This is a genomic window from bacterium (assembly GCA_028820935.1).
Lineage (GTDB): Bacteria > Actinomycetota > Acidimicrobiia > Spongiisociales > Spongiisociaceae > Spongiisocius.
The window spans coordinates 1-22,613 of record JAPPHZ010000011.1; the positions used below are offsets into that span (position 1 = coordinate 1).

General features: G+C 66.2%; 19 protein-coding genes. 14 read left to right on the forward strand and 5 right to left on the reverse strand.

The features are described from left to right. The first annotated feature begins 133 nt into the window (after positions 1-133). From OXM57_02175 to OXM57_02195, 5 genes are read left to right on the forward strand one after another with little or no spacing between them, the layout of a single operon-like run. The gene (locus OXM57_02175; GenBank protein MDE0351489.1) at positions 134-1,060 is read left to right on the forward strand and encodes an ABC transporter permease; all 927 of its coding nucleotides are present in this window, start codon (positions 134-136) and stop codon (positions 1,058-1,060) included. Positions 1,061-1,090: 30 nt separating this feature from the next. Beyond that, the gene (locus OXM57_02180; GenBank protein MDE0351490.1) at positions 1,091-2,029 is read left to right on the forward strand and encodes an ABC transporter permease; all 939 of its coding nucleotides are present in this window, start codon (positions 1,091-1,093) and stop codon (positions 2,027-2,029) included. Beyond that, positions 2,026-2,943, forward strand: coding sequence for an ABC transporter permease (locus OXM57_02185; GenBank protein ID MDE0351491.1), 918 nt, complete (start codon positions 2,026-2,028; stop codon positions 2,941-2,943). Before OXM57_02180 ends, OXM57_02185 begins: the two co-directional genes overlap by 4 nt. 10 nt (positions 2,944-2,953) lie before the next feature. Beyond that, positions 2,954-3,976, forward strand: a complete 1,023-nt coding sequence (locus OXM57_02190; GenBank protein ID MDE0351492.1) for an ABC transporter ATP-binding protein — start codon at positions 2,954-2,956, stop codon at positions 3,974-3,976. Next, positions 3,976-4,674, forward strand: a complete 699-nt coding sequence (locus tag OXM57_02195) for a hypothetical protein (protein ID MDE0351493.1) — start codon at positions 3,976-3,978, stop codon at positions 4,672-4,674. Before OXM57_02190 ends, OXM57_02195 begins: the two co-directional genes overlap by 1 nt. Positions 4,675-4,701: 27 nt before the next feature. Here OXM57_02195 and OXM57_02200 read toward each other — a convergent pair whose 3' ends face one another. The 3 genes from OXM57_02200 to OXM57_02210 all read right to left on the reverse strand — a co-directional run bounded on the left by OXM57_02200 (position 4,702) and on the right by OXM57_02210 (position 10,440). Then, positions 4,702-5,802, reverse strand: a complete 1,101-nt coding sequence (locus tag OXM57_02200; protein MDE0351494.1) for a hypothetical protein — start codon at positions 5,800-5,802, stop codon at positions 4,702-4,704. Between the two features lie 131 nt (positions 5,803-5,933). Then, a complete protein-coding gene (locus OXM57_02205) occupies positions 5,934-8,735 on the reverse strand; it encodes an AAA family ATPase (protein ID MDE0351495.1) in 2,802 nt (933 codons plus the stop codon). A 79-nt stretch (positions 8,736-8,814) separates the two neighbouring features. Continuing rightward, positions 8,815-10,440, reverse strand: a complete 1,626-nt coding sequence (locus OXM57_02210) for an AMP-binding protein (GenBank protein ID MDE0351496.1) — start codon at positions 10,438-10,440, stop codon at positions 8,815-8,817. A 345-nt stretch (positions 10,441-10,785) separates the two neighbouring features. On the opposite strand from OXM57_02210, the gene OXM57_02215 reads away from it, so the two are divergent. Then, the gene (locus OXM57_02215) at positions 10,786-11,658 is read left to right on the forward strand and encodes an amidohydrolase family protein (GenBank protein MDE0351497.1); all 873 of its coding nucleotides are present in this window, start codon (positions 10,786-10,788) and stop codon (positions 11,656-11,658) included. 14 nt (positions 11,659-11,672) lie between these two features. On the opposite strand, the gene OXM57_02220 is transcribed toward OXM57_02215, so the two are convergent. Beyond that, complete coding sequence (locus OXM57_02220; protein MDE0351498.1) at positions 11,673-13,172, reverse strand: N-acetylmuramoyl-L-alanine amidase; 1,500 nt, start codon at positions 13,170-13,172, stop codon at positions 11,673-11,675. Between the two features lie 33 nt (positions 13,173-13,205). Beyond that, on the reverse strand, positions 13,206-13,508 hold the full coding sequence (locus OXM57_02225; protein MDE0351499.1) for a ferredoxin: 303 nt from the start codon (positions 13,506-13,508) through the stop codon (positions 13,206-13,208). 414 nt (positions 13,509-13,922) lie between these two features. Between OXM57_02225 and OXM57_02230 the strand changes: the two genes are divergently transcribed. The 8 genes from OXM57_02230 (at position 13,923) to OXM57_02265 (ending at position 22,560) form a co-directional block, all read left to right on the forward strand. Continuing rightward, positions 13,923-14,522, forward strand: coding sequence for a hypothetical protein (locus OXM57_02230; protein ID MDE0351500.1), 600 nt, complete (start codon positions 13,923-13,925; stop codon positions 14,520-14,522). Further along, positions 14,519-15,601 (forward strand): phosphotransferase family protein, encoded by a 1,083-nt coding sequence (locus OXM57_02235; protein ID MDE0351501.1) that lies wholly within the window; start codon positions 14,519-14,521, stop codon positions 15,599-15,601. The genes OXM57_02230 and OXM57_02235 overlap by 4 nt, the downstream gene beginning before the upstream one ends. Before the next feature lie 63 nt (positions 15,602-15,664). Next, positions 15,665-16,375, forward strand: coding sequence for a M50 family metallopeptidase (locus tag OXM57_02240; protein ID MDE0351502.1), 711 nt, complete (start codon positions 15,665-15,667; stop codon positions 16,373-16,375). A 360-nt stretch (positions 16,376-16,735) separates the two neighbouring features. Further along, positions 16,736-17,641, forward strand: coding sequence for a hypothetical protein (locus tag OXM57_02245; GenBank protein ID MDE0351503.1), 906 nt, complete (start codon positions 16,736-16,738; stop codon positions 17,639-17,641). Positions 17,642-17,649: 8 nt separating this feature from the next. Then, positions 17,650-18,915: a hypothetical protein gene (locus OXM57_02250; GenBank protein MDE0351504.1), complete on the forward strand. Its 1,266-nt coding sequence runs from the start codon at positions 17,650-17,652 to the stop codon at positions 18,913-18,915. Between the two features lie 181 nt (positions 18,916-19,096). Beyond that, complete coding sequence (locus OXM57_02255) at positions 19,097-19,285, forward strand: 2-oxoisovalerate dehydrogenase (GenBank protein ID MDE0351505.1); 189 nt, start codon at positions 19,097-19,099, stop codon at positions 19,283-19,285. A 66-nt stretch (positions 19,286-19,351) separates the two neighbouring features. Further along, positions 19,352-21,082 carry a phospho-sugar mutase gene (locus OXM57_02260; GenBank protein MDE0351506.1) on the forward strand — a complete coding sequence of 577 codons (1,731 nt, stop codon included), beginning with the start codon at positions 19,352-19,354 and terminating at the stop codon, positions 21,080-21,082. A gap of 32 nt (positions 21,083-21,114) precedes the next feature. After that, positions 21,115-22,560, forward strand: coding sequence for an NAD-dependent succinate-semialdehyde dehydrogenase (locus tag OXM57_02265; protein ID MDE0351507.1), 1,446 nt, complete (start codon positions 21,115-21,117; stop codon positions 22,558-22,560). The last annotated feature ends 53 nt before the right edge of the window (positions 22,561-22,613 follow it).

Below are 22,613 nucleotides of genomic sequence, written 5' to 3' on the forward strand. Positions count from 1 at the left end.
TTGGTTTCAAACAACACCCATAAAAACAACAACCCTTTCCCCCCCCAATAGGTTCCCGTACAACCGTGGGTGTTTGTCGTCCCTTCCGGGGGCCGCGCCGGGGGGCGCCCCTCTCCATTAGGAGGGTCTGGCCTTGAGACGGCTGTTAGCCCGCTCCGCATACATGGTCGTGATCGTGGCTGTCTCGTCGGTGGCGGTCTTCTACGCCATCCGTCTCTCGGGCGGCGACGCGGTGGCCGCCGTGATCCAGCCGGGCTCGGCCTCGCTGGAGGCGCGGGAGCAGCTCCGGGAGCTCTGGGGACTGAACCTTCCCATCCACGAGCAGTACTTCGACTACATGGGCCGGTTGCTCCGAGGGGATCTGGGCAACTCCCTGACCAACAGCTCGCCCATTTCCGACATGCTGATAATCCACGGTCGGCACAGCCTGATTCTCGGGGTGGCCGCCCTGGTGATCGTCTTCGGCCTCGGCATCCCTCTGGGGGTGCTGGCCTCGCTGCGCCGCAACGGCGTTGTGGATGCGTCGATCATGACCTTCTCGGTGGGCGGCATGGCGATCCCCAACTTCTGGCTGGCGCTGCTGGTCGTCTGGCTGTTCGCCTCCACCCTCCACTGGTTACCGTCCGCCGGCTGCTGCGGTCCCAAACAGCTGGTGATGCCCGCCTTCGTCCTGGCAGCAGAGGGCCTGGCCCTCACCGTCCGGATGACCCGTTCGGCCATGCTCGAGAACCTGGACCGCGATTTCGTGCGGACCCTCCGGTCGGGTGGGCTGTCCGAGATACGGGTGATCGGGCGCCACGTACTGCGGAACGCCCTGGTTCCCCTGGTGTCGCTGGCCGGCCTGCGGATCGGGCAGATCGTGGGCTATGCGCTGGTCGTGGAGACCATATTCGGTTGGCCCGGCCTGGGGCAGGTGCTGGTCAACGCCGTGCTGAGGAGGGACTACCCGGTGGCGCAGTTCTTCTCGCTGGTGCTGGTGACCCTGGTGATCCTGGGCAACTGGGCGGCGGATCTGGGCTACCAGTTCGCCAACCCGCGCCTGCGGACGGCCCGATCTTGAAACGTATGATGGGACACCGAGGAATGGACGATGGCTGACGGGACCCGCACCCATCTGGAAGCCTGGAACCTGCAGCTTGCCGAGTTCGAGGAAAATCAGCGGGTAGGACCGGTGCGCGCCGCCCTCGGTCGCATGCGGCGCAACAAGCTCCTCCTGCTGGGAACCGCGCTGGGGCTGATCGTGCTGGGTGCCGGTGTCTTCGGCCCGATCATCTCCGGCGCCGATCCGGCCTTCCAGAGCTTCGCCAGCACCCTTCTTCCGCCCGGCAGCGAGGGCTACCTGCTCGGTACCGACCACCTGGGTCGGGACCTGGCGGTCCGGGTGTTCATAGGCATCCGGGTCAGCCTGATGGTGGCGGCGGGGGTGACTGTGCTCTCCCTCGTGCTGGGCCTGCTGCTGGGTATGTTCGGCGGGTTCCTCGGCGGCTGGAAAGATCGAATGATCAGGGGCACGGTCGATTTCGTGTGGGGTTTCCCCCTGATCCTGGTGGCGGTGCTCTTCGCCGGCGGTCTGGGGGAAGGCCTCTTTCCGGTGATCCTGGCGGTTGGCCTGGTCAACACGGCCGCCATTGCCCGGGTGGTCCGCGGTGAGGTGCTGGCTCTCAGCGAGCGAGAGTTCGTGGAGGCGGCCCGAGCGGGTGGGCTGTCGACCTCTCGCATCATGTGGCGCCACCTCTTCCCCAACATCCTGGCGCCGGCGCTGGTGCTGGCCTCCTACTACGTGGCGGTGGCCATCATCGCCGAGGCGGCGCTGTCTTTCATCGGCCTGGGTGCCCAGCCGCCCACCCCCAGCCTGGGTGGGATGGTCTCCGACGGGCGTAACTATCTCCAGCAGAACCATTGGGGAGCGACCATTCCCGGTATCACCATCGTGTTGCTGGTTCTGGCCGTGTCGCTGATCGGCGACGGCTTGCGGGACGTGTTCGACCCGAGGCTCAGGCACGAGGCGAAGGGGGTAGACGAGGAATGAAACGGGTACTGGCCCGCACCGTGTACATGGTGATCGTCCTGGTGCTGTCCTCGATCGCCGTGTTCTACGCCATCCGGCTGTCAGGTGGCGACGCGGTGGCGGCCCGGGTCCCGGCCTCCGCTTCGGCGGCGGAGCGGGAGGCCGTCCGGGAGCAACTCGGCCTCAACGACCCGTTCCACGAGCAGTACTTCGACTACATGGGCCGGCTGTTCACCGGCGATCTGGGCAACTCCCTCACCAACAACGCCGATATCGGAAAGCTGATCACCGAGCACGGCAAGAACAGTCTCATACTCGGAGTGGCCGCCTTCGTGCTCGTGTTCGGGGTGGGCATCCCTCTGGGCATGCTGGCCTCGCTGCGCAGGAACTCGTGGTGGGACGGCGGGATCATGACCTTCTCGGTGGCCGGTATGGCCGTTCCCAACTTCTGGCTGGCCCTGCTGGCGGTGTGGCTGTTCGCGTCCGTGCTGGGATGGCTCCCCTCCGCCGGCTGCTGCGGTCCCAAGCAGCTGGTGCTGCCAGCGGTGGTGCTGGCGATGGAAGGCATGGCGCTGACCGTCCGGATGACCCGTTCGGCCATGCTGGAGAACCTCAACCAGGACTTCGTCCGCACCCTCCGGTCGGGCGGCCTCTCGGAGTCGAAGGTCATCGGCCGCCACGTCTTCCGCAACGCGCTGGTGCCGATCGTGTCGCTGGCGGGCCTGAGGATCGGGCAGATCGTGGGGTATGCGCTGGTCGTAGAGACCATATTCGGCTGGCCCGGCCTGGGGCAGGTGCTGGTCAACGCCGTGCTGAGGCGCGACTACCCGGTGGCGCAGTTCTTCTCGCTGGTGCTGATCACCATCGTCCTGCTGTCCAACTGGCTGGCCGATGTCGGATACACGGTCGTCAACCCCCGCCTGCGGAGAAGCTGAGGTGACAACTATGACCGATCAGGGTGGCCGGCCATCCGGCGGTGACCGGCCGGCAACCGCCCCGTTGCTCTCGATCGACGGGCTTCGCACCATGGTCAGCACCAGGAGGGAGTCGTTCGACGTGGTGCGTGGCCTGTCGCTCGACATCTACCCCAACGAGGTGCTCTGCCTGGTGGGCGAGAGCGGCTGTGGTAAGAGCATCACCGCGCTGTCCATCATGCGCCTGCTACCCACCCCGCCGGTGCGGGTCCGCGAAGGGACGATCCGGTTTCGCGGCGAGGATCTGCTGAGCGTGAGCGGCAGGCGGATGCGCAGCATCCGGGCCGATTCCATCTCGATGATCTTCCAGGATCCGCTCACCTCCCTGGACCCGGTGTTCACGGTGGGGGACGTGATCGTCGAGGTCATAAGGGCCCACCGGGACATGACCAAGGTGGAAGCCCGCCAACTGGCCGGGGACGCCCTCACCAAGGTGGGCCTGCCCGATCCGATCTCCCAGCTCGACTCGTACCCCCACCAGCTCTCGGGCGGTATGCGGCAGCGGGTGATGATCGCCATGGCCCTCGTGCTGGACCCCGACATCCTGATCGCCGACGAGCCGACCACCGCGCTCGATGTGACCGTCCAGGCCCAGATCCTCGACCAACTCGTCACGGAGCAGCGGGAGCGCAGCATGGCCATGCTCCTCATCACCCACGACCTGGCGGTGGTGGCCGCGGTGGCCGACCGGGTCGCGGTCATGTACGCCGGCGAGATCGTGGAGCAGGCCCCGGTGGACGAGTTGTTCGAGGACCCGCGCCATCCCTACACCCAGGGCCTGCTCCGGGCATTGCCCAAGGTGAGCACCACCCGCCGGCGCCTGGATCCGATCCCGGGCCTGGTCCCGTCCCTCCAGATGATGCCGCCCGGGTGCGCCTTCGCGCCGCGCTGTCCCCATGCTCTCGACCGGTGCTGGACCGAGCAGCCGGAGCTGGCCGCTGACCAGGAGGGCCGGTTCTTCCGGTGCTTCAACCCTCAGCCGTTCGCCGGTTGATGCCGGCGGCGCCGGTCCCCGTCGCCATCCGGCTTCCAGACGGGCTGGTTCTCCGCGGCCACGAGTGGCCGGTGGACGGACCGGCGGTCGTGTTCCTGCACGACCACGGAGACGACCTCGATGCCTGGGGTCCGCTCACCGCCAGAGTGGCTTCCCAAGGGTTCCGGGTGATCAGCGTGGAGCTGAGAGGCCACGGCCTGTCGGACGGCGATGCGGATCCCGGCCTGCTGGGACAGGATGTCCCGGCCCTGCTGGGGGAGACCACCGCCTCATTCGGCCCCGTGGCGCTGGTCGCCTACGGTCGGGTCACCGAGGCCCTGCTGTTCGCCGACAAGGATCAGGGAGCGCCCGTCCAGGTCATGATCAGCCCGCTGCCGGATGCGCCTCGAGAGATTGACTGGCGCACCACCCGCTCCGCCATGCGCCTGGTCGTCAAGGGCGCGCTCAACGAGGAAGTCGAGCGCCACGTCGGCTTCATCTACCCGAGGATGAGAGGCCCCAAGCTCCAGGTGAGCGGTGCCAGCGACGCCACCGGCCCGTCACTGCTGGAGGACCAGCCCCAGCTTTTCGAGCACATGGTGACCTTCCTCCGCCGCTACCTGATCGGCCACCACCTGGCCTGGATCGCCGACCACACCGACCAGATCCAAGAGGCCCGAGAAGAGCGCCTGGCCTCCGAGGCCGCCACCGACGCCTAGACGCCAAAAGAGCTGCCGAGAGACGGGTTATGCGGGAATCGACAGCCGGTGAGGAACCAGGGACCGGGCTTGGTCCGATCTGGTTGCGATCCAACTGGCCAAGCGCTCGATCCCTGTGCCGACTTCGGCTGGAGTGCCGCTCATATCCAGCGCCCAAACGTGCAACTTCTTCCCCGCATGGCGGACCGTGATCTCGCTGGCCGGCTTGCCGCCGTCCGCGCGGCAGTAGATGAGGACACCTTCGGGGAGGTCGAGGGCGGTGGTGTAGGCAAGGAGTTGGTAGTAGTCGGCGCTCCGAGCGACGGCGTCGTCGGTCAGCTTGTACTTGATGTCGCCTACGTAGGTAACGGACCCGGAGCCGGGGTGTCGGAACCTCAGGTCGGGCCGGATCCCAACCTGCCTCCCGACATCCAGGTAGTCATCCTTTTGGCCCTCCACCAACAGGTGACCTTGTAAGGCACGGCTCAGACGCTGGGTAACGAATTCCTCGAAGAGGTTGTTCATGTTCACCATGAAGGAGGCAGCCGTGGTGCCGCCTCGCCGGTCGACCAGGGTCAGGTTGTCGAGCAACAGCCGGGCCAGTCCGAGGGCAGGCCGGTAGTGATCGTTCAAACGGGTGTAGTGGACGCGTTGAAGCTCGTCTCCTGAGACCTGTGAGTCTGACACTTCTTCCATTGCCACCAGCTCGCGCATCAGCCGCCGCCGATCCGATGCCTCCACCCCCGCGACCCGCAACGAGAGGCGGATTGCTGCCCTCAACCCTCGGTTCTCGATGACATCGGAGGTGAACTCCCCGTACCGGCAGGCGACCGGCATCGGCAACCGGGCTCGTGACAGTTGCCGGCCGAAGTCGATGCGGCCCCGGATCGCCTTCAGATCCTCGTTCCGGTTCCGGTATGACCGGTAGAGGCCTCGGGCGAGTGTCGTCTCCAGGGTCCGGGCATAGAAGGACACCAGTGATTGGAGCAGGTCGGGGTTGGTCGCATAGTCGAAGTCCTCTTTGCGCCACGCCTGCTCGGGTAGACCGACCTCGAGCATTAGGAACAGGTTCTCAAGCCGGATTTTCGGACGGATCAGGATCCGCATGTCGTCCACCACAAGGGTGCCCACGTACTCGCGGGCCGTCACGGACCACATCCCCGGATCGGGGTGGGGACTTATGGATAGGTAACCACCGGCCTCCGCGTCCAACCGTCGCGCCCGACGTTCCGAGAGGGAGACAGCAACATTGTCGTACTCGAATAACCCTGGAAGGTCGATCATCGTCCTATGGGCTCCGCGCTATCCGTTGATGCCCCAACCTCGAGTTCCGCGGGGTCGTCACGGCCCGACTGGGACCGGTAACGCCGGAGCACCGGCCCGAGGCGGAACCTGTTGATCTGGGTCTCGTTGCCGAAGAACTGGTCCTCGATGAAGGGCTCGATGTTGAACCGCCAGATTCTGTCCAGGGTCGGGTCATTCTCACCCGGATCGTTCCCGTAGCCCTTTTTCATGAAGTGGCTGGCACCCAGCTGGAGGTCCGCACCGATCGCTTCGGCCAACTCGTCGTTGACCATGGCCACCAACTCTCCCACCCACGAGGGCTGGCCCTCACGCTCCAGCCATCGGTCGAGCAACCCTTCGGTAGGACCGCGGTCGGGGAAGAACGGCACAAAGTGGAAGCGGCGGCGTAGCGCGGCATCGACCAGGGCGATCGACCGGTCAGCGGTGTTCATGGTGCCGATGAACCACAAGGATTCCGGCAGATCGAACTCCCCCTCGGGCCGGTACAGAGTCGAGATCGACTTGTCCCGGTACTCGAACAAGAACAGCAACTCACCCAGCACCTTCGGCAGGTTGGCGCGGTTGATCTCATCGATCACCATCACCTGGCGGCGCTGAGGATGCCGCGCCGCTCGCTCGGCCATGAGCGCCAGCGGTCCCTGGGTCAGCCGGTAGACGATCTGCCCGTCCGGACCTTCCTCCGGTCGGTAACCCTCGAAGAAGTCCTCGTAGGACGTGGAGGGATGGAACTGCACCAGTGCCCTGTCAGCAGGATCACGCGCGAGAGCGGTGGCCAGTCGCTGCGCAAGATACGTCTTGCCGGTGCCGGGCGGTCCGTAGAGGATCACCTGTCCCTTATCCCGGAGCAACTCCACGATGTCATGAAGAAAACCGGGCTCCACCAGCAGGTCCGCCGCGGCCGCATCGAGCGGATGAGGTTCATCGTCCGATGTTCCCCCGTCTTCGAGATAATCGATATACCAGTAGAGGAAACACATCATGCCCCACGGATCTCCGGGGAAGAAAGGCGCCAGCTTCTCCCACAGCAGGTTGTTCGACTCGACGTGCTTGCGGCCTCTGCTCGTGCCTGCTGCCGGTTCAGGAAGGTCGAGCGCGCGCAGCATCCGGAGCTTTCCGTGTTCCCCGGAGTAGGGGTAGACACAGAGGTAGCGATCCGGGTAGCAGATGGCCAGCAGCTTGAAGACGACCGTTTCACCCAAACCGCTCACCTTGTATTCAGGATCGTCGAGCACGCGGTCGATCCGGTCGGCGTCGTCTCCCTCACCCCAGCACAGGTACTCCAGGGTTCTCAGAATCCGCTCGTACTCGACCTCGTCGGCATCTCTCACAGCTCGGCCGAGATACGGCTGGGGACCGGTGCCGCCATACGCACCCGTCCAGACCTTGCGTAGCTCGCCACGGTCGGTGGTAGCCAGATTGCCGGGCCGGAGAATCTCTCGTAGCCGGGGTTGGCGGGCCTTCTGCCCTGCGTCATGAGGAGTCGGGTAAGCCGTATCTCGGCGGAACTCCGCAACTGCGTCGGAAAGCGGATCAGCCGCCGGAGGGGTCCTGGGGGGACCGTCGCCTTCGGCCCGACTGACCAGAGCATCGAGAACGGGGCGGGCAGCGGTGGCCACCCTCATTGCCTCGGCTCGCAGGTCCAGATCCGCAAGCTCGTCCGTCTCATACGAACGGCCGTACAAGAAAGTACCGGCTCTCCCGTAGAACCCCATATCATCCTCATCGCCTCGCTCCATGATGCGAAACCCATCGACCGGCGTCGACTCGATCGCCTCTTGCGCTTTGGGCTTCCAGTTCTTTCCCCATCCCGACATCACGCCGAGGGCAGCGCCCTTATGGTTGATCCATAGGCGCAATGAGATCTCCCACTCCTGTGTATCCTCAACCCTCCAATCGACCCATAGGTCAGGTCTGCCCCATCCGTTCGTTGTCCATAGGACAGGCGGCCTCCACGCTTTCAGCGTGTAGGTGGCCGCCTCAGACAGGTTTTCGACCATTGCCTGACCGAGATACTTGGCGATAGCCACCATCACGTCGGCATTGCTCTTGAGGCCCTCGATCGACTCCTCGTTGCGGTTCTTGGCGCCGTAGTCGCAGCGATCTACGAGAACGGGATCGAGAAACACCGGCTGTTGTTCTATCCACCAACTGCTCACCCTGGCGAAGCGCTCGCAGTCTTCGTCGAACTCAGCCACGAGGTCAACGAATTCCATGTACTGCTCCGTTGGAGAACCGGAGAACTTGGTGCCCGTGGTAGCCGCCAGGAATCTCCGGTCGTTAGGCCAGAAGATCGGCCACCGTCTCCGTTGCTGCAGCGCCCAGAAGTAAGAAAGCGTGAAGGCCGCGGACAACGGAGCGGGATGTGCACCTACCTTGATGCGGTTGACGTGGTCGACCAGTGCGTCCAGTTTCTGTGCTGCTGAGTCACGATCCGTAGGCGCGGTCAAGCCGCTGACGAGCAGGCGGGTCAGGGTGGCGCGATCGTCGGTGTTCTTCACGAGGGAGTTGATGAACATGGCGCCGATCTGACCCTTGAACCCGACGTCGTTCGCGCGGGCCCAAGCGTCCTGCTCGGCCTTGAACGCGTCCAAGTCACCGGACGAGGCGAGTCGATCGCGGATCTCGAGGGCCTCGGACCCAGCGGTCCAGAGGTCCGGAAGCCAATCCTTGAAGTGGCCTCCATCGATGTCCGCTTGTGCCCGACGGGCGTGGGCTTCGTACCACCGTCTGCGGAATTCGATCTCCCGCGGGTCGACATCCGTCGCGCCGCTTGCCATCCGTCCCTCCTTGCGTTGACCTCTGTTCATCGAACGAAGGAGATTGTATGTAGGAGTTGTGACACGCCCACCGGCGTGGTCACTCGGTCGAAGCCTCTCGTCGTCTGAGTTCGACCCTGCGGATCTTGCCGGAGATCGTCTTCGGCAACTCCTCCACGAACTCGACTTGACGGGGATACTTGTAGGGAGCCGTCGACTTCTTGCAGTACTGCTGGATCTCGCTCGCCAGATCCGGTGATGCCACCCGGCCGGGCGCGAGGACGACGAACGCCTTGACGACCTCGCCCCGTTCGGGGTCCGGCACTCCGATCACAGCTGTCTCGGCGACCGAGGGGTGTTCCATTACCACCGACTCGACTTCGAAAGGTCCGATCCGGTATCCGGCGGAGATGATGACATCGTCGGTTCTTGAACCGAACCAGAAGTATCCGTCCTCATCGACGTGGGCCCGGTCGCCGCTGTAGTACCAGTCGCCCTGAAACACCTCTGCGGTGCGCTCCGGGTCCTTCCAATACTCCGAGAAGAGGCCGACGGGTCGCTGGGGCTTCACCCTGATCGCAATCTGCCCCTCGATTCCCGGTTCCACCGGCACGCCGCCATCGTCGACGACTGCAACCTCGTAGCCGGGACTCGGTTTGCCCATCGACCCGGGTTTCTTGGGCAGGCTGGGATAGTTAGCGACCGTGATGCATGTCTCGGTCTGTCCGTAGCCGTCATGGATCTCGAGACCGGTTGCTTGCTTCCACACCTCGAAGGTCTCGGACTCCAGAGGCTCGCCCGCCGCCATCGCGTGCCTCATCCGCGACAGGTCGAATCGCGATAGGTCCATCTGGACGAACTGTCGATAGATGGTGGGGGGAGCGCAGAACGTCGTCACCCCGTAACTCTCGGCGATGTGCAGGATCTGGTCGAACTCCGGCTTTCCCCTGCCGTCCCATACGAGAACAGCCGCCCCGCGCCTCCACTGACCGAAGAGCTTCCCGTAAGCCGCCTTCGCCCAGCCAAGATCTGAGATCGTCCAGTGCAGATCACCGGGCCTGAGGTCCATCCAGAACCGCGCGGTGATCTCATGGCCGATCCCATAGGAGGCGTGCGTGTGCAGCACCATCTTCGGTTGGCCCGTCGTGCCCGATGTGAAGTAGATCAACAGCGGATCGGCAGCCGCGGTCGGGGCCGACTCCGGAACCTCCGTGCTCGCTCGCTCCATCCCGTCCTCGAGCGAGTCCCAGTCGCCGTATGCCCCGTCGGCAACGATCCGTTGCCTAACCATGGGGAAGGTGGACTGCACTTCGTCGACCTTGGCCGCGCCCGCAGGATCGGTCACCGCCACCGTGGCCTCGGCACTCTCGATCCGGTATCGAATGTCCTTGGGAGTGAGTTGCACGGTTCCGGGCATCGGAACGGCCCCGAGCTTGAAGGCGCCGAGCATGACGTCGTACCACTGCGGGATGCGTGGCATCATCAAGAAGATTCTGTCCCCCTTCGTCACCCCTCGGGCGGAGAGGAAGTTCGCGGCCCGGTTCGATCGCTCGGACAGGTCACCGAAACTCAACCGCCGGGGGTTTCCCCCCTGAGGATCCAGCGCCAGCAGGGCGAGGTCTGACGGCCGCACCCGTGCCCGCTCGTCGACCACGTCCCTCGCGTAGTTGAACTCGGCCGGCACCCTGAGCCGGAACGTCCGGCGGGCCTCCTCGTAGTCGGCCATGTTCGTCCGGGCATCGCTCACGGTCCTCTCCTTCCCGAAGCAGCCGCGGCTACGCCACCGTGATGCCGGCGGATGCCCTGATGGATCCACCCGAGCGCCGCACGGTCCTGGAAGCGGGCAACCGTCGGGAGCGGCGGCGCCTGGCAACAATCAGGATACCGCCGCATGCCCGGGTCCGGTGTGCCTGCCATTCGCCCCCTTACCTTGTGTCCGGCATTTGAAGGCGATCGTGGGCGGGCGTGGATACGCACACGGGTCGCCATGTGGGGTGACCCCCGGTCGGCTCAAGGCGGCTTGTAACGTATGGGCCGGTCGGAGGACAGCGGCATACGGAGGTTCGACACCATGGCGGTAGTAGACGCCCACCTGCATCTTTTCAAGCCGGCAAGCGAGCAGTACCCGCGGGACGTCTTCGAGGCGATGACCCCGGTCGAGCGGGAGGAGTCGGCGGAGGAGTTCCTGGGGGCCATGGGCAGCGCCGGCGTAGACCATGCCGTGATCGTTCCGCTGTCGGTCCACGATCACTACCTTGCGGAGATCCTGGTGGAGTTCCCCGGCAAATTCGCCGGGGTGGGTGTCTACGACCCCGATGCGGAGGACGGCGCCGGACAGGTAACGCGGAGAGCGGAGCAGGTGGGTATCCAGGGGCTTCGCTTCTACGGCTTTGGTGGGGAGGCGGGCCAGGCGCCCGAGTCGCTGGCGGTGTTCCCGGCACTGGAGGCGATGCGCGACCTGGACATGAAGGTGTGGTTTTACGGCGATCCCGACCAGGTGGGCCTGCTTGACGGGGTGATGCGGTTACTCCCCGGCCTCAAGGTGGTCCTCAACCACCTGGGCTTCTGTCCCGACATCTGGATGGAGATAGCCATCGACGAGGACCGGCGTCCCCGCTTCGACATCCCGCTTCCCCCGGACTCCCTGGGTCTGATCGAGCAGATGGCCGCCAAGCATCCGGAGGATCTCTACGTGCACCTGTCGGGCCAGTATGCCTTCACCCAGACCCCCTATCCGTACCCGGACCTCCAGGAGGTGGTGGACCGGATCTATGCGGCCTTCGGCGCCGGGCGGATGCTCAACGCATCCGACTGGCCCTGGATCAAGGACAACCCCGGCCACTCCGAGGTGCTGTCGTTGGTGGATCACTACCTACCCGGCATCCCGCCCGACGACCGGGCTGCCATCCGGGGCGGCACCGCCCTATCGCTGTTCGACTTCTAAACCGCTGATTGGTTCTAGCTAGAAGCGCGGGGAGCCAGCCTTAGGGCTCGCTCCAACAGGGTGGCCATCTGGCCCTTGGTGGTGTCGGCGCCTGGGCAGTAGCGGGCCGGGAGGATCATGCAGCCGCGGGTGATGCCTACGGCGGCAACGGCGTCGATGGCGGACGCGTGGGTGCTGCCGGCGGTATCGGTGAAGCCGCTCGGAAGAGCTTGGCCGAGATCGAAGGCCCTGGCGAGGAAGGACGCCATCTGGCCCCGGGTGACAAGGCCGTAGGGGCAGAAGCGGGCGGGTTCCGTGGCACACCCGTGGGTGACGTCCAGCTCGGCCAGGCGTTCGACGTAGGGCGTCCACCAGCGGTCCGCGCCGGCGTCGGCGAACCGGGACTCCGTGACGGGATCGGGGTCGGTGCCGTCCAGGGCCCTCACCAGCCACACCGCCATCATCCAGCGCTTTATGCGCTGGGTTGGGCAGAACAGATCGGGCCCGCACTCGGTGCCGGCAAGTATGCCCTCATCCCGCAGGGCATCGATACCGGCCCGGTGAGCACCTTCCGGAACGTCGTCGAAGCCCGGCTCGTCGACGCCGAGGTCGCCCAGCTCGGGATCCCTGCAGCCGCCGGGTCCTCCGGCGGAGAGCTTCCGGGAGGTGCTGAACATGGGGTTGAATCCTGAGCCCGGGTCGGTGGTGGTGAGGTACCGCTCTATCCCGTCCGCGATGGCCACCGCCTCGACCTTGTGCACTTCCGGGTCGGCGAGCAGCCGGGCTTCCTCCGGTGTCGAGAGGTAGGCGGCTTCCGTGATGACCGTCGCGATGCCGGGCGTGTACTGGAGGATGCCGTACAGGTCGTCCTGAACCTCGACGCGGAGCACGGAGGAGGCCCCCTGGAACACGGTCTTGCGCCACGCGACGTCGTACTGCGAGAACGCGCCCTGCAGTTCTTCGAACAGGATGCCGGCCAGCCGCTTCGAGTCGGCGCTCTCTATCTGGTGGTAGGTCTCGGTACCGGGAAGTTCGGAGCGGGCGGTGGCTCCACCGTTGTGATGGAGAGATATGAACACGTCGGGCTTCAGGGCTCGGGCGATCTCGGCCCGCACCACGATCGGGATGCGGACGTCGGTGGTCCGGGTCATGATCGCGTTGAAACCCCGGTCGCGCAGTTCCTCGATCAGCAGTTCCGAGACGTCCAGGTTCAGGGCCTTCTCGGTCAGCCCGTTGCTGCCCACTGCCCCGGTTTCCGAACCTCCGTGGCCGGGGTCGATCACCACTTCCACGTGCGAGATGTACGTGCCTCCGGTCACCGTCCCTTCGTTCCAGCAGGTGGTGGTGACCACGTATCCGTCATCCCTGATCTCCCTCACCGGGAGCACCAGTCCGTCGTCGCTGATCACGACGCCGTCGCCCGGAGGACCCGGGGGGTAGTACTGGGCGCCGGCCGGTAACAGGGCTACGGTCGAGAGGAGGAGCGCCGCGGCCAGGATGGCCGCCCCCCGGCGGCGAGAGCCGGTCGTCATCATCCGGGTATGGCCAGGACCCGGCTGGGCGCCGTCCTACCGGCCTTCGGCCACCAACTCGGGGTTGTAGGGCTCGATCATGATGCACTCGCCCGGGCACTCTTCGGCGGATTCGATCACGTCCTCGATCAGGCTGTCGGGAACCCGCGCCACCCCTCGGGCGCCCTCGGGCCCATGACCGTCTCCGGCCTCATCATCGAAGACCAGGGTCGAGCCGAAGTGCCTGGCCTCTTCCTTCACCACCCAGAGGCCGTCGTCACGACCCTCGAATACGTCGGGAGCTATTTCCTCGCAGATGCCGTCCCCGGTGCATAAATCCTGGTCGATCCACACCATCATCTTGTAGTCGGCCATCGCCCCTGACTCCTTCGGCTCCCGCGCAGCTTCAATTATGGCCTTTCACAGGCCTGATCCGCAATCAGCCGCGCCTGACCACCCTAGTGCTTGGCTGGTTTCCCAAGGGTACCAGCGCAGGCGCCGAACGGGAACGCGGATCCGGGCGTCACCGGGACAAGTGCATACCGGTCGCCTCGTCTACTCTGTCCGCACGCTCGACGACCCGACAGGATGTGCCATGGTCCAGCCCGATCCGATACGACCCGGGATGATGGGCGGTCCGTTCCGCTTGCCGCGCCGGTAGGAGGGTACTCAATAAATGTCCGGTTGGCCCGACAGTCAACAATGATCCCTCAGGTCAAGGCGTCGCGGGCCAACCGATCCCCGTCTTTTCCAGCGCCCTCGCGGATGGCGTGATTGGTCACCGCCCGTACCCGCTCGGTGCTGGTCCGGATCCCCGGCCTGGCCCTGGGGCTGGCCATGTTCGGGGCGGGCATAGGGCTCAACATCCGAGCCAACCTCGGCTTGTCCCCGTGGGACGCCTTCCATCAGGGCATCGCGTTGCGGACTCCTCTCTCGGTGGGACTGGTGACCATCGCCGTGAGCGCCGTCGTGCTGCTGGGATGGATTCCCCTGCGGCAGCGTCCCGGCCTCGGCACCCTTCTGAACGCCACCCTGGTGGGGGTCATGATCGACGTCACCCTGTTCGTGGTGGCCGAGACGGAACTCCTCTGGTTGCGCGTGCTGTACCTGGTCGGCGGCATCGGCTTGGTGGCGTTCGGATCGGGCCTGTACATAGGGTCGCGCCTCGGACCCGGCCCGAGGGACGGGATCATGACCGGCCTGGCTGCCCGGGGCATGTCCATACGTTTGGCCCGCACCCTCATCGAGGGAACGGTGCTGATCGCCGGATGGTTACTGGGCGGGGCGGTCGGTATCGGAACCCTGATCTACACCCTGACCATCGGGCCCCTCCTCCAGATCACCCTCCGTTGGGCCGATAGGGGACCGCTGTGAGCCGGACCGGGCACGAGCAGCCGCCTCACGGCCAGGGGCCGGGGGACGCCGTTCCCGGGATCGACAGGGAGCGGGTCACCGAGTGGATGGTGCGGAACATCGAGAGCGCCGTACCGCCGTTCCGGTTCGAGCCCATACCGGGCGGCAACTCCAACCTCACCTACCGGGTGAAAGGAGCGGGCGGGGCCGAGTACGCGCTCAGAAGGCCCCCGCTCGGGCATGTCCTGGCGACAGCTCACGATGTGGCCCGCGAGTTCCGGATCATCTCGGCCTTGGGCGGGACGGGCGTACCGGTGCCCCCGGCCCTCGGCCTATGCAGCGATCCGGCTGTCAACGGCGCGCCGTTCTACATGATGGGCTTCGTCGCCGGCCTGGTGCCCCACGACCGCACGGCGGGGTCGTCCATGACGCCGACCGACCGGCGGGTTCTCGGCGAGGACGCAGTGGCGGTGCTGGCCGGCCTCCACTCCTTGGACCCCGATGACATCGGGTTGGGCGGACTCGGTCGCCGGGACGCGTACGTGCAGCGCCAACTGCGCCGGTGGTCGCGCCAGTGGGAGGCCTCCAAGCAGCGGGACCTCCCCGTCATGGACCGGGTCCGTACCCTGCTGGAGAACCGGATCCCCGCCCAGAGACGAACCGGTGTCGTGCATGGTGACTATCGATTCGGCAACCTGATCGTCAAGGACGGGAAGGTCGGGGCCGTGGTCGACTGGGAGCTCTGCACCCTGGGCGACCCCATGACCGATCTCGGGTACCTGGCCAACGACTGGATCGATCCCGGCGGGCCGGAGCTCTGGCGGTCATCGGTGGTCCAGGACGGTGGGTTCCAGTCCCGCGACGAGATGGTGGCCCGCTACGCGGCCCTCACCGGGGCGGACGTATCGGAGCTCCCCTACTACCGGGCGATGCAGGCATGGCGCCTGGCCGCCATCCTGGAAGGGGTCTACGCCCGCTACCGGCACGGCGTGATGGACAACATCTCGGGCGTGGACCTCCTGTCTTTGGCCGGTTCGGTGGAGCGGTTGGCGGACTTCGCCCTCGAGTCTCTGGAAGGTGGTGCTTGCCCGTCTCTCTGAGACGGCGCCCGGTACGTTTTGCCGCCACCGGCGTTGCCGGCACTTCCAACTACGCTGGCCTCCGTGCGCTTCCGGCTGTTCGGGTTCCCCGTCCACATCCATTTCACCTTCCTGCTCGTCCTGGTGCTGCTGTTCGACACCGGACTCGGCCCGGTCGCCACGACCCTGTGGGCGCTCGCCATCCTGATTTCGGTGGTCCTGCACGAACTGGGCCACGCGGCAACCGTTCGGCGCCTCGGCGGCCATGTCGAGGGCATCACCATCTACGCGCTGGGCGGGGCGACCTACTGGAGAGAGCGGGAGATCCCCCTCGGGGGCTGGAGGCTGTTCGCCATCGCCGCATCGGGCTCCGCGGTGGGCCTCTTCGCCGGCCTTGGCCTCTACTGGTACGCCCGCCTGGGTGGCCTGGGCCGGTTCGGTGAGTTGGCGATCGAGAGCCCGTGGCGCGTCCACCTGGCGGCCGCCGATCGTTACGGGGAGTATCTGGTGTTCTTCGTAGGGGCCTTCATCTGGGTGTCCGTGGTATGGGGGCTGGTCAACTGGCTGCCGATCGGCGGGCTGGACGGGTCGAAGATGCTTCGTGCCGTGCTGATCAAGATGCTGGGCCCGAGCGGCGATCTCCACTCCCGGATCATCGGGATGATCGTGGGTGTGGCGGCGGCGGTCTGGGCCTGGCAACGAGGTCTCGTGCTGGCCGCCGTGCTGGCGGTCGTGTTCGCCGGGGCGGACCTGGTGGCGTACCGGCGTCCCATCATGCGCCCACCCTCACCCTGACCGCGCCTTCCTTCCGAAGACCCGGCCATCCGCCCGAGCAGGCCTCCCCGGGGCCCGGCGGTGCGTCCGAACCGAGCCAGCCGAGGTGAAGCCTGCAATGAGGCAGGAAAGTTGTGGTTGAGTGGTGGTCGTGGTTCGAATTATTGATGTACAGGATGTCTAGCTGTGCTATACGATGCCGTGATCTATCACAGCCTGAACAGGTATCTCAGCCCAGAGTGAGAAAAATTTCAGAGAGTCAGAGAATTTCTACCCCTGTTTGGTGACTCACTTCCGGTTCTGGCTCCGATACGCTGCCTCCGGTAGCGATAGCTATACCGCATCGGAGCGCATCAAGCCATGAATCACCTAGTAGAGAAGATGCTATTCATCGTATTCGTGGCTGGGGTGCTGGCAGCGGTGCTCATGATCACCGGACCGATCAGGACATCGCAGCGAGCAGCCCCCTCTTCGACGGCCGCGCCTCCTGCGGCAGGGGGGCAAGAGACCGGCCAGGCCACGCCCGAGTGGGCCACGCCCCCGGAATCGGTCGCGACGGATGCGGAGTCGGAAGGCGGTGATCCGACCGCCGCCACGGGCCATGACCACAGTCACGACACCGATCCGTCGGCGTGGCTGACGGGTACCACCGTCCGCTATCCGCCCGAGACGGGGGAGGAGGTCGGGCGGGCGTCCACCCTGTCCGCCCTCGCTCCAGCGGACGCAGTTGCAGACTCGGATCCGGCAGCTGAGCTCCGGGCGATGGAACCGGGGCAGTGCCCTCCGATCGAAGAACTGTGGGTCGCGGACGGCCGTCCGGTCGAGGATCCGTGCACGCTGGCCGAGGTCCAGCGGGCCACGTACCTGGCATACACCGGCACGGACCCCCAGCGCCGCTCGGCCATCAGGAACGGTCCCCTGCTCGATGAGGTGTTCGCCGCGCTGGACGACTTCGGTCGGACCCACGACGCCGCTCTCTACCACCCGGAGCGGCGCGGCCGGTCCAGCGTGGTATTCGAGGAGATCGTGTGGCGGGGCGGTCCGGAGGCCGACCGCGGGGTGATAGCGGTCCGTTACCGGCTCCACCATCCCGACTTCGTTCCCACCGATCTATTCCTCGACACCCTCGTCCAGGTGGACGGGGAATGGAAGCTCTCTTACAGGAGGTCCTACTGCGTGAAGGTCCTGGTGATCATGGAGCACATAGGAAGCGATGTCCGCTGTCCCCGTGACCCGACCCCCGAGGTCAACGAGGACGAGGCGCCCGGTTCCACGGGTAGGTACTGATGGCTCGGATGCGTAGGCACCTGCGGGATCTCCCGGTACCTGCCGAACAGGCGCCTGCTGCGGTCGGCTGGTTGGTGCTGGTGGGCTTGCTCGTGGCCGCTGCCCTGTGGGCTTCCGAGCCGGGCGGGGCCCACCCCACCGAGACTTCGTGGCAGCCGGGCCGGACGGTGGCGACATGGGACTGGGAGCAGCACTGGAACTACTGGAAGAAGCTGGAGTGCATCCAGACCAACATGGAGACGGGCACGGGCGAGATCACCTGTGCGAAATGGAAGTCCGTCGGCAACCTGTGGAGGGCCTGTGGCCCCAGGATCAGCCCGCCGCAGCCGGGCAGGATCAACAGCTGTGGCATCGGGCGCGGCGGGCACGCCCCGCACGGGGACGGCGTCACGGTCAAGTACCGGTACCTGAACAGGCACGAGGACCGCCTCGGTCCCAGGTACTACGTGTGCGCCGGGAACAGGAATCTGCCGGCCGACACCAGCCCCGGCAACTGCGGGACCTGGGTGAAGGTGGACCACGCACACTGTGCCGAGGATCCGAGCGCCCATCCGCCCGACTGCCCGACCACGACAACCAATCGGGAGATACCGCCCGATTCCGTTACCGACACTACCCGGGGAACCACCGCGACCACTAGGCATGCCACGACTACCACCAGAAGGCGAACCACCACCACCCGGCGGCCGACCGTGACCACCAGGCCGGCTACGCCCACCACCGTCAGGCCCCCTCCGCCTCCTCCGCCGCCTGCGTGCACGGTGGCCGGCGCCGTCACCTCCTTCCATGACACCATCGACGCCATGGCCGCCCCGTCGCTGGGCTTCCGGCCGGTCCGGAACGGCTACGTGAGGGTGCCTGTCCAGGCCTACTACCAGGGGTATCCGTCCCGGATCTATACCGAGCGGATCGACGGCGAGCGGGTGTCCATCCGGATCTGGGTGAGCCGGATGTCCTGGGTGATGACCGGCCTGGGGAGGCCCGACGGGACGGAGCTCGGCATCAGGACTTTCCGCCGCAGTGCGCCGGGCTACCACGATGCCAACTCGTTGACGACCCCGGTCGAAGTCCGGTTCGGGGGCGACGAGGCGGTATACCTCAGGTCCTCGCTGCGGGCGGGCTACCCGAGCGGGTATCCGGTGGATCTGACAGTGGTGTGGAGCGGCGAGTGTCAGGAGTCCGGTACTTCCGGCTGGACCAGCCTCGGAACAAGGAGCCAGGACGCCGGCTTTTCCTACCGGGTATTCGCCATCCGCAGCCGCCCCAGCGGCTGAGGCCTGTGCCGAATGGACGCCGCAAACGCTAGCGCTCGACGAGGGGTCGAACCGGTCGGGGAGTACCCGGCGTGGTGACCGGTAAGCTTGACCTGCGCGAGGCTGCAGCTGTTCGGAGTCAAGGGTGCTGTTGCACGGAGAACTGCGACTCGCAAGCGTGGAGGAACCTGTGGAAGCGGCGATGGGGATCATATTCGAGGTGACGGAGGCGCCGGAGGGCGGCTTCGATGCGCGAGCTCTGGGCCACAGCATCTTCACGCAGGGTGAAGACTGGGCCGATCTCAAGGCGATGGTCACCGACGCCGTCCGCTGCCACTTCGGAGACGGGGACGAGCAACGGCTGGCACGGTGGCTATTAGTCAGTGGCTGATGTTCATCGGTTAGATCCAACTAGCAACTAGCAACTAGCAACCACGGACTAGCTAGTGTCGGCTCTATGAGCGACGTGGTGGAGCGGGCCAGGGCGTGGATCCTGGGCGATCCCGATCCCCACACCAGAGCCGAGTTGAGCGCACTGCTCGACTCCGGAGACCGGGCCGAGTTGGCCGATCGGATGGACGGGACGCTCGCCTTCGGCACAGCCGGCCTGCGCGGGATCGTGGAAGCCGGTTCCAACCGGATGAACCGCGCCACGGTCATACGGGCCACCCGTGGGCTGGCCGACTTCCTGTTGGCCCGCCACGGGGGAGCCCCGGCCGCTCCGGTAGTGGTTGGCCGCGATGCCCGGCCGTCCAGTTCGGACTTCATGCGCGATGTGGTCGGGGTGCTGAGCGCCGCCGGTCTGGCGGTCAGGTTCTGGGAGGAGGAGGTTCCGACTCCGCTGGTGGCCTATGCGGTCCGGGCCCTGGGCGCCTGCGCCGGCGTGATGATCACCGCCAGCCACAACCCGCCCCGCGATAACGGCTACAAGGTCTATGACGCCAACGGTGCCCAGATCATCCCTCCGGTCGACGCCGGCATCTCCGCAGCCATCGACCGGGTGGGTTCGGCGGTCGATGTTCCCCGCATGGATGCACCGCTCCAGGAAGGCAGGGAGGGGACGGGTCGCGTCTCTCCCGATGTCTGGGACGGGTACCGGAACGAGCTGGCCCGGCTGCGGTCGACCGCGACGGTCGATCCCGGCCTGCGGATCGTCTACACGCCGATGCATGGGGTGGGTTGGCGGTACCTGCGCGAGCTGCTGGCCGGAGCCGGTTACCTCGATGTTCACCCTGTTGAGGAGCAGGCCGAACCGGACGGGCGCTTCCCGACCCTGCCGTTCCCCAATCCCGAGGAACCGGGCGCCATGGACCTGGCACTGGCGCTGGCGGGGAAGGTCGGCGCCGACCTGGTGCTGGCCAACGATCCTGACGCCGACCGGTTGGGGGTGGCGGTGCCCGGCGCCGATGGATGGGTCGGCCTCACCGGCAACCAGGTGGGCGTGCTGCTGACCGACTTCATTCTCTCGCACCGGCCGGCCGGTGGGGAGCCGCGCGGCAGGCAACCACTCGTTGTCAGCACCATCGTCAGCTCGCCCATGGCCGGACTGGTGGCGGCCGCTCGAGGGGCCCGCTTCGAGACCACCCTGACCGGCTTCAAGTGGATCATGAACGCGGCGCTCGACATCGAGTCCGAGGGCCGGGGTGTCCTGGCCTTTGGATTCGAGGAGGCACTGGGCCATGCGGTGGGGGGTTTGGTGTGCGACAAGGACGGCCTGTCGGCCGCCCTGTTCATGGCCGATCTGGCATCCGAGTGCCGGAGCCGGGGCGAGACGGTGCTCGACCGGCTGGAGGCACTGTATCGCCGGTTCGGGCTGTGGGTCTCGGTCCAGCACAGCATCAGGAGGTCGGGAGCGGCCGGAGCGAGCGAGATCAGCGGCGCCATGCGACGGTTGGCGGAACACCCCCCGGATGCCTTGGGAGGAGTGGCGGTGGTGGGAATGACCGATTACCGGGAGGGCGCCGAACGGAGGCCTCGGTGGCTCGGAGCAGCGTCCCTGGTGGAGCTACGGCTCCAGGATCGAACCCGGGTGCTCGTCCGGCCGAGTGGCACCGAGCCCAAGCTTAAGATGTACGTGGATTCCACCCGCCCGGTTACCGGATCCGATGACCCGTCCGGAGTCGAACGCGACCTGGAGGGGCATGCCGGAGCGGTGGCATCCGACCTGGCCGGCTATATCGGCCTGTAGAAGATAGGCCGAACACCTTTGGGAGGAACGCGATGACGGTGGTAACCGAGCTTTTCCAGGGTCCGAAGACCCAGCTCCGGATCGGGGGCGACTGGACGGCGGGGGATGGAGAGCTCGACGTCATCGATCCAGCTACCGAACAGGTACTGGCGGCCGTCTCCACCGCGGGAATCGGACAGGCCCGCCTGGCGGTGGACGCAGCCTCCGAAGCAGCACCCGGATGGGCGGCCACCGCTCCGCGACGGCGATCGGACATCCTTCGGCGGGCCTACGACCTGATGCTCGAGCGGGAGGAACAGCTGGCCGAGCTGATCATCCTCGAGAACGGCAAGTCCTATGCCGACGCCATCGGGGAGGTTCGATACGGCGCCGAGTTCTTCCGGTGGTTCTCGGAGGAGGCGGTCCGGATCATGGGCGAGATACGCACCGCTCCGCGAGGCGACAAACGGATCGTCGTGCTACCCGAGCCGGTCGGGGTCTCCCTCATGGTCACCCCGTGGAACTTCCCGTCGGCCATGGCGACCCGCAAGATCGCGCCCGCCCTGGCGGCCGGATGCACCACCATCCTCAAGCCTGCCTCCGACACCCCGCTCTCGGCTCTGGCTGTGGCGGACATCCTGGCGGAAGCTGGCGCCCCTCCCGGGACCGTCAACGTGGTGATGGCGCGGGGTTCCTCCGGAGTGGTTGACGTCATGCTCGACGACCCGCGGGTGAGGAAGCTGTCCTTCACGGGCTCCACCGAGGTCGGTCGGATCCTGATGGAGAAGGCCGGGCGCCGCATCCTCCGGACCAGCATGGAGCTGGGTGGTAATGCCCCGTTCGTCGTCTTCGACGATGCCGACATCGAGGCCGCCGTCCAGGGCGCCGTGGTGGCCAAGATGCGCGTCGCCGGCGAGACCTGCGTGGCCGCCAACCGCTTCTACGTGCAGTCGGGCGTGGCGCGACAGTTCACCGACCGCTTGACCGAGGCGATGGCGGGTCTCCGGGTGGGCCCGGGCATCGACAGGTCCAACGAGGTCGGCCCGATGATCAACACTGCCGCGGTCGAGAAGATCGACCGCCTGGTCTCGGGCGCGGTCGACGACCAGGCCACGGTCTGTACCGGCGGAGCGGCGCCGGATGGTCCCGGTTACTTCTACCAGCCCACCGTTCTGTCGGAGGTCGCTCCCGACGCAGCGATCCTCGGTCATGAGATCTTCGGGCCGGTTGCCCCGGTGGTGTCCTTCGACTCAGAGGAGGAGGTCATCGAGGCCGCCAACAACACCATCCACGGCCTGATCTCCTACGTGTACACCGGAGACATGAACCGGGCCTTCCGGGTCGGCGAGGCGATCGAGTCGGGAATGGTGGCGCTCAACCGGGGCATCATCTCGGACGAGGCGGCGCCATTCGGTGGCGTGAAGGAGTCAGGCGTGGGCCGCGAGGGCAGCCACCACGGCATGGAGGAGTTCCTGGAGCTGAAGTACCTGGCTTGGTAGTTGCTAGTTGCTAGTTGCTAGTTGCTAGTTGCTAGTTGCTAGTTGCTAGTTGC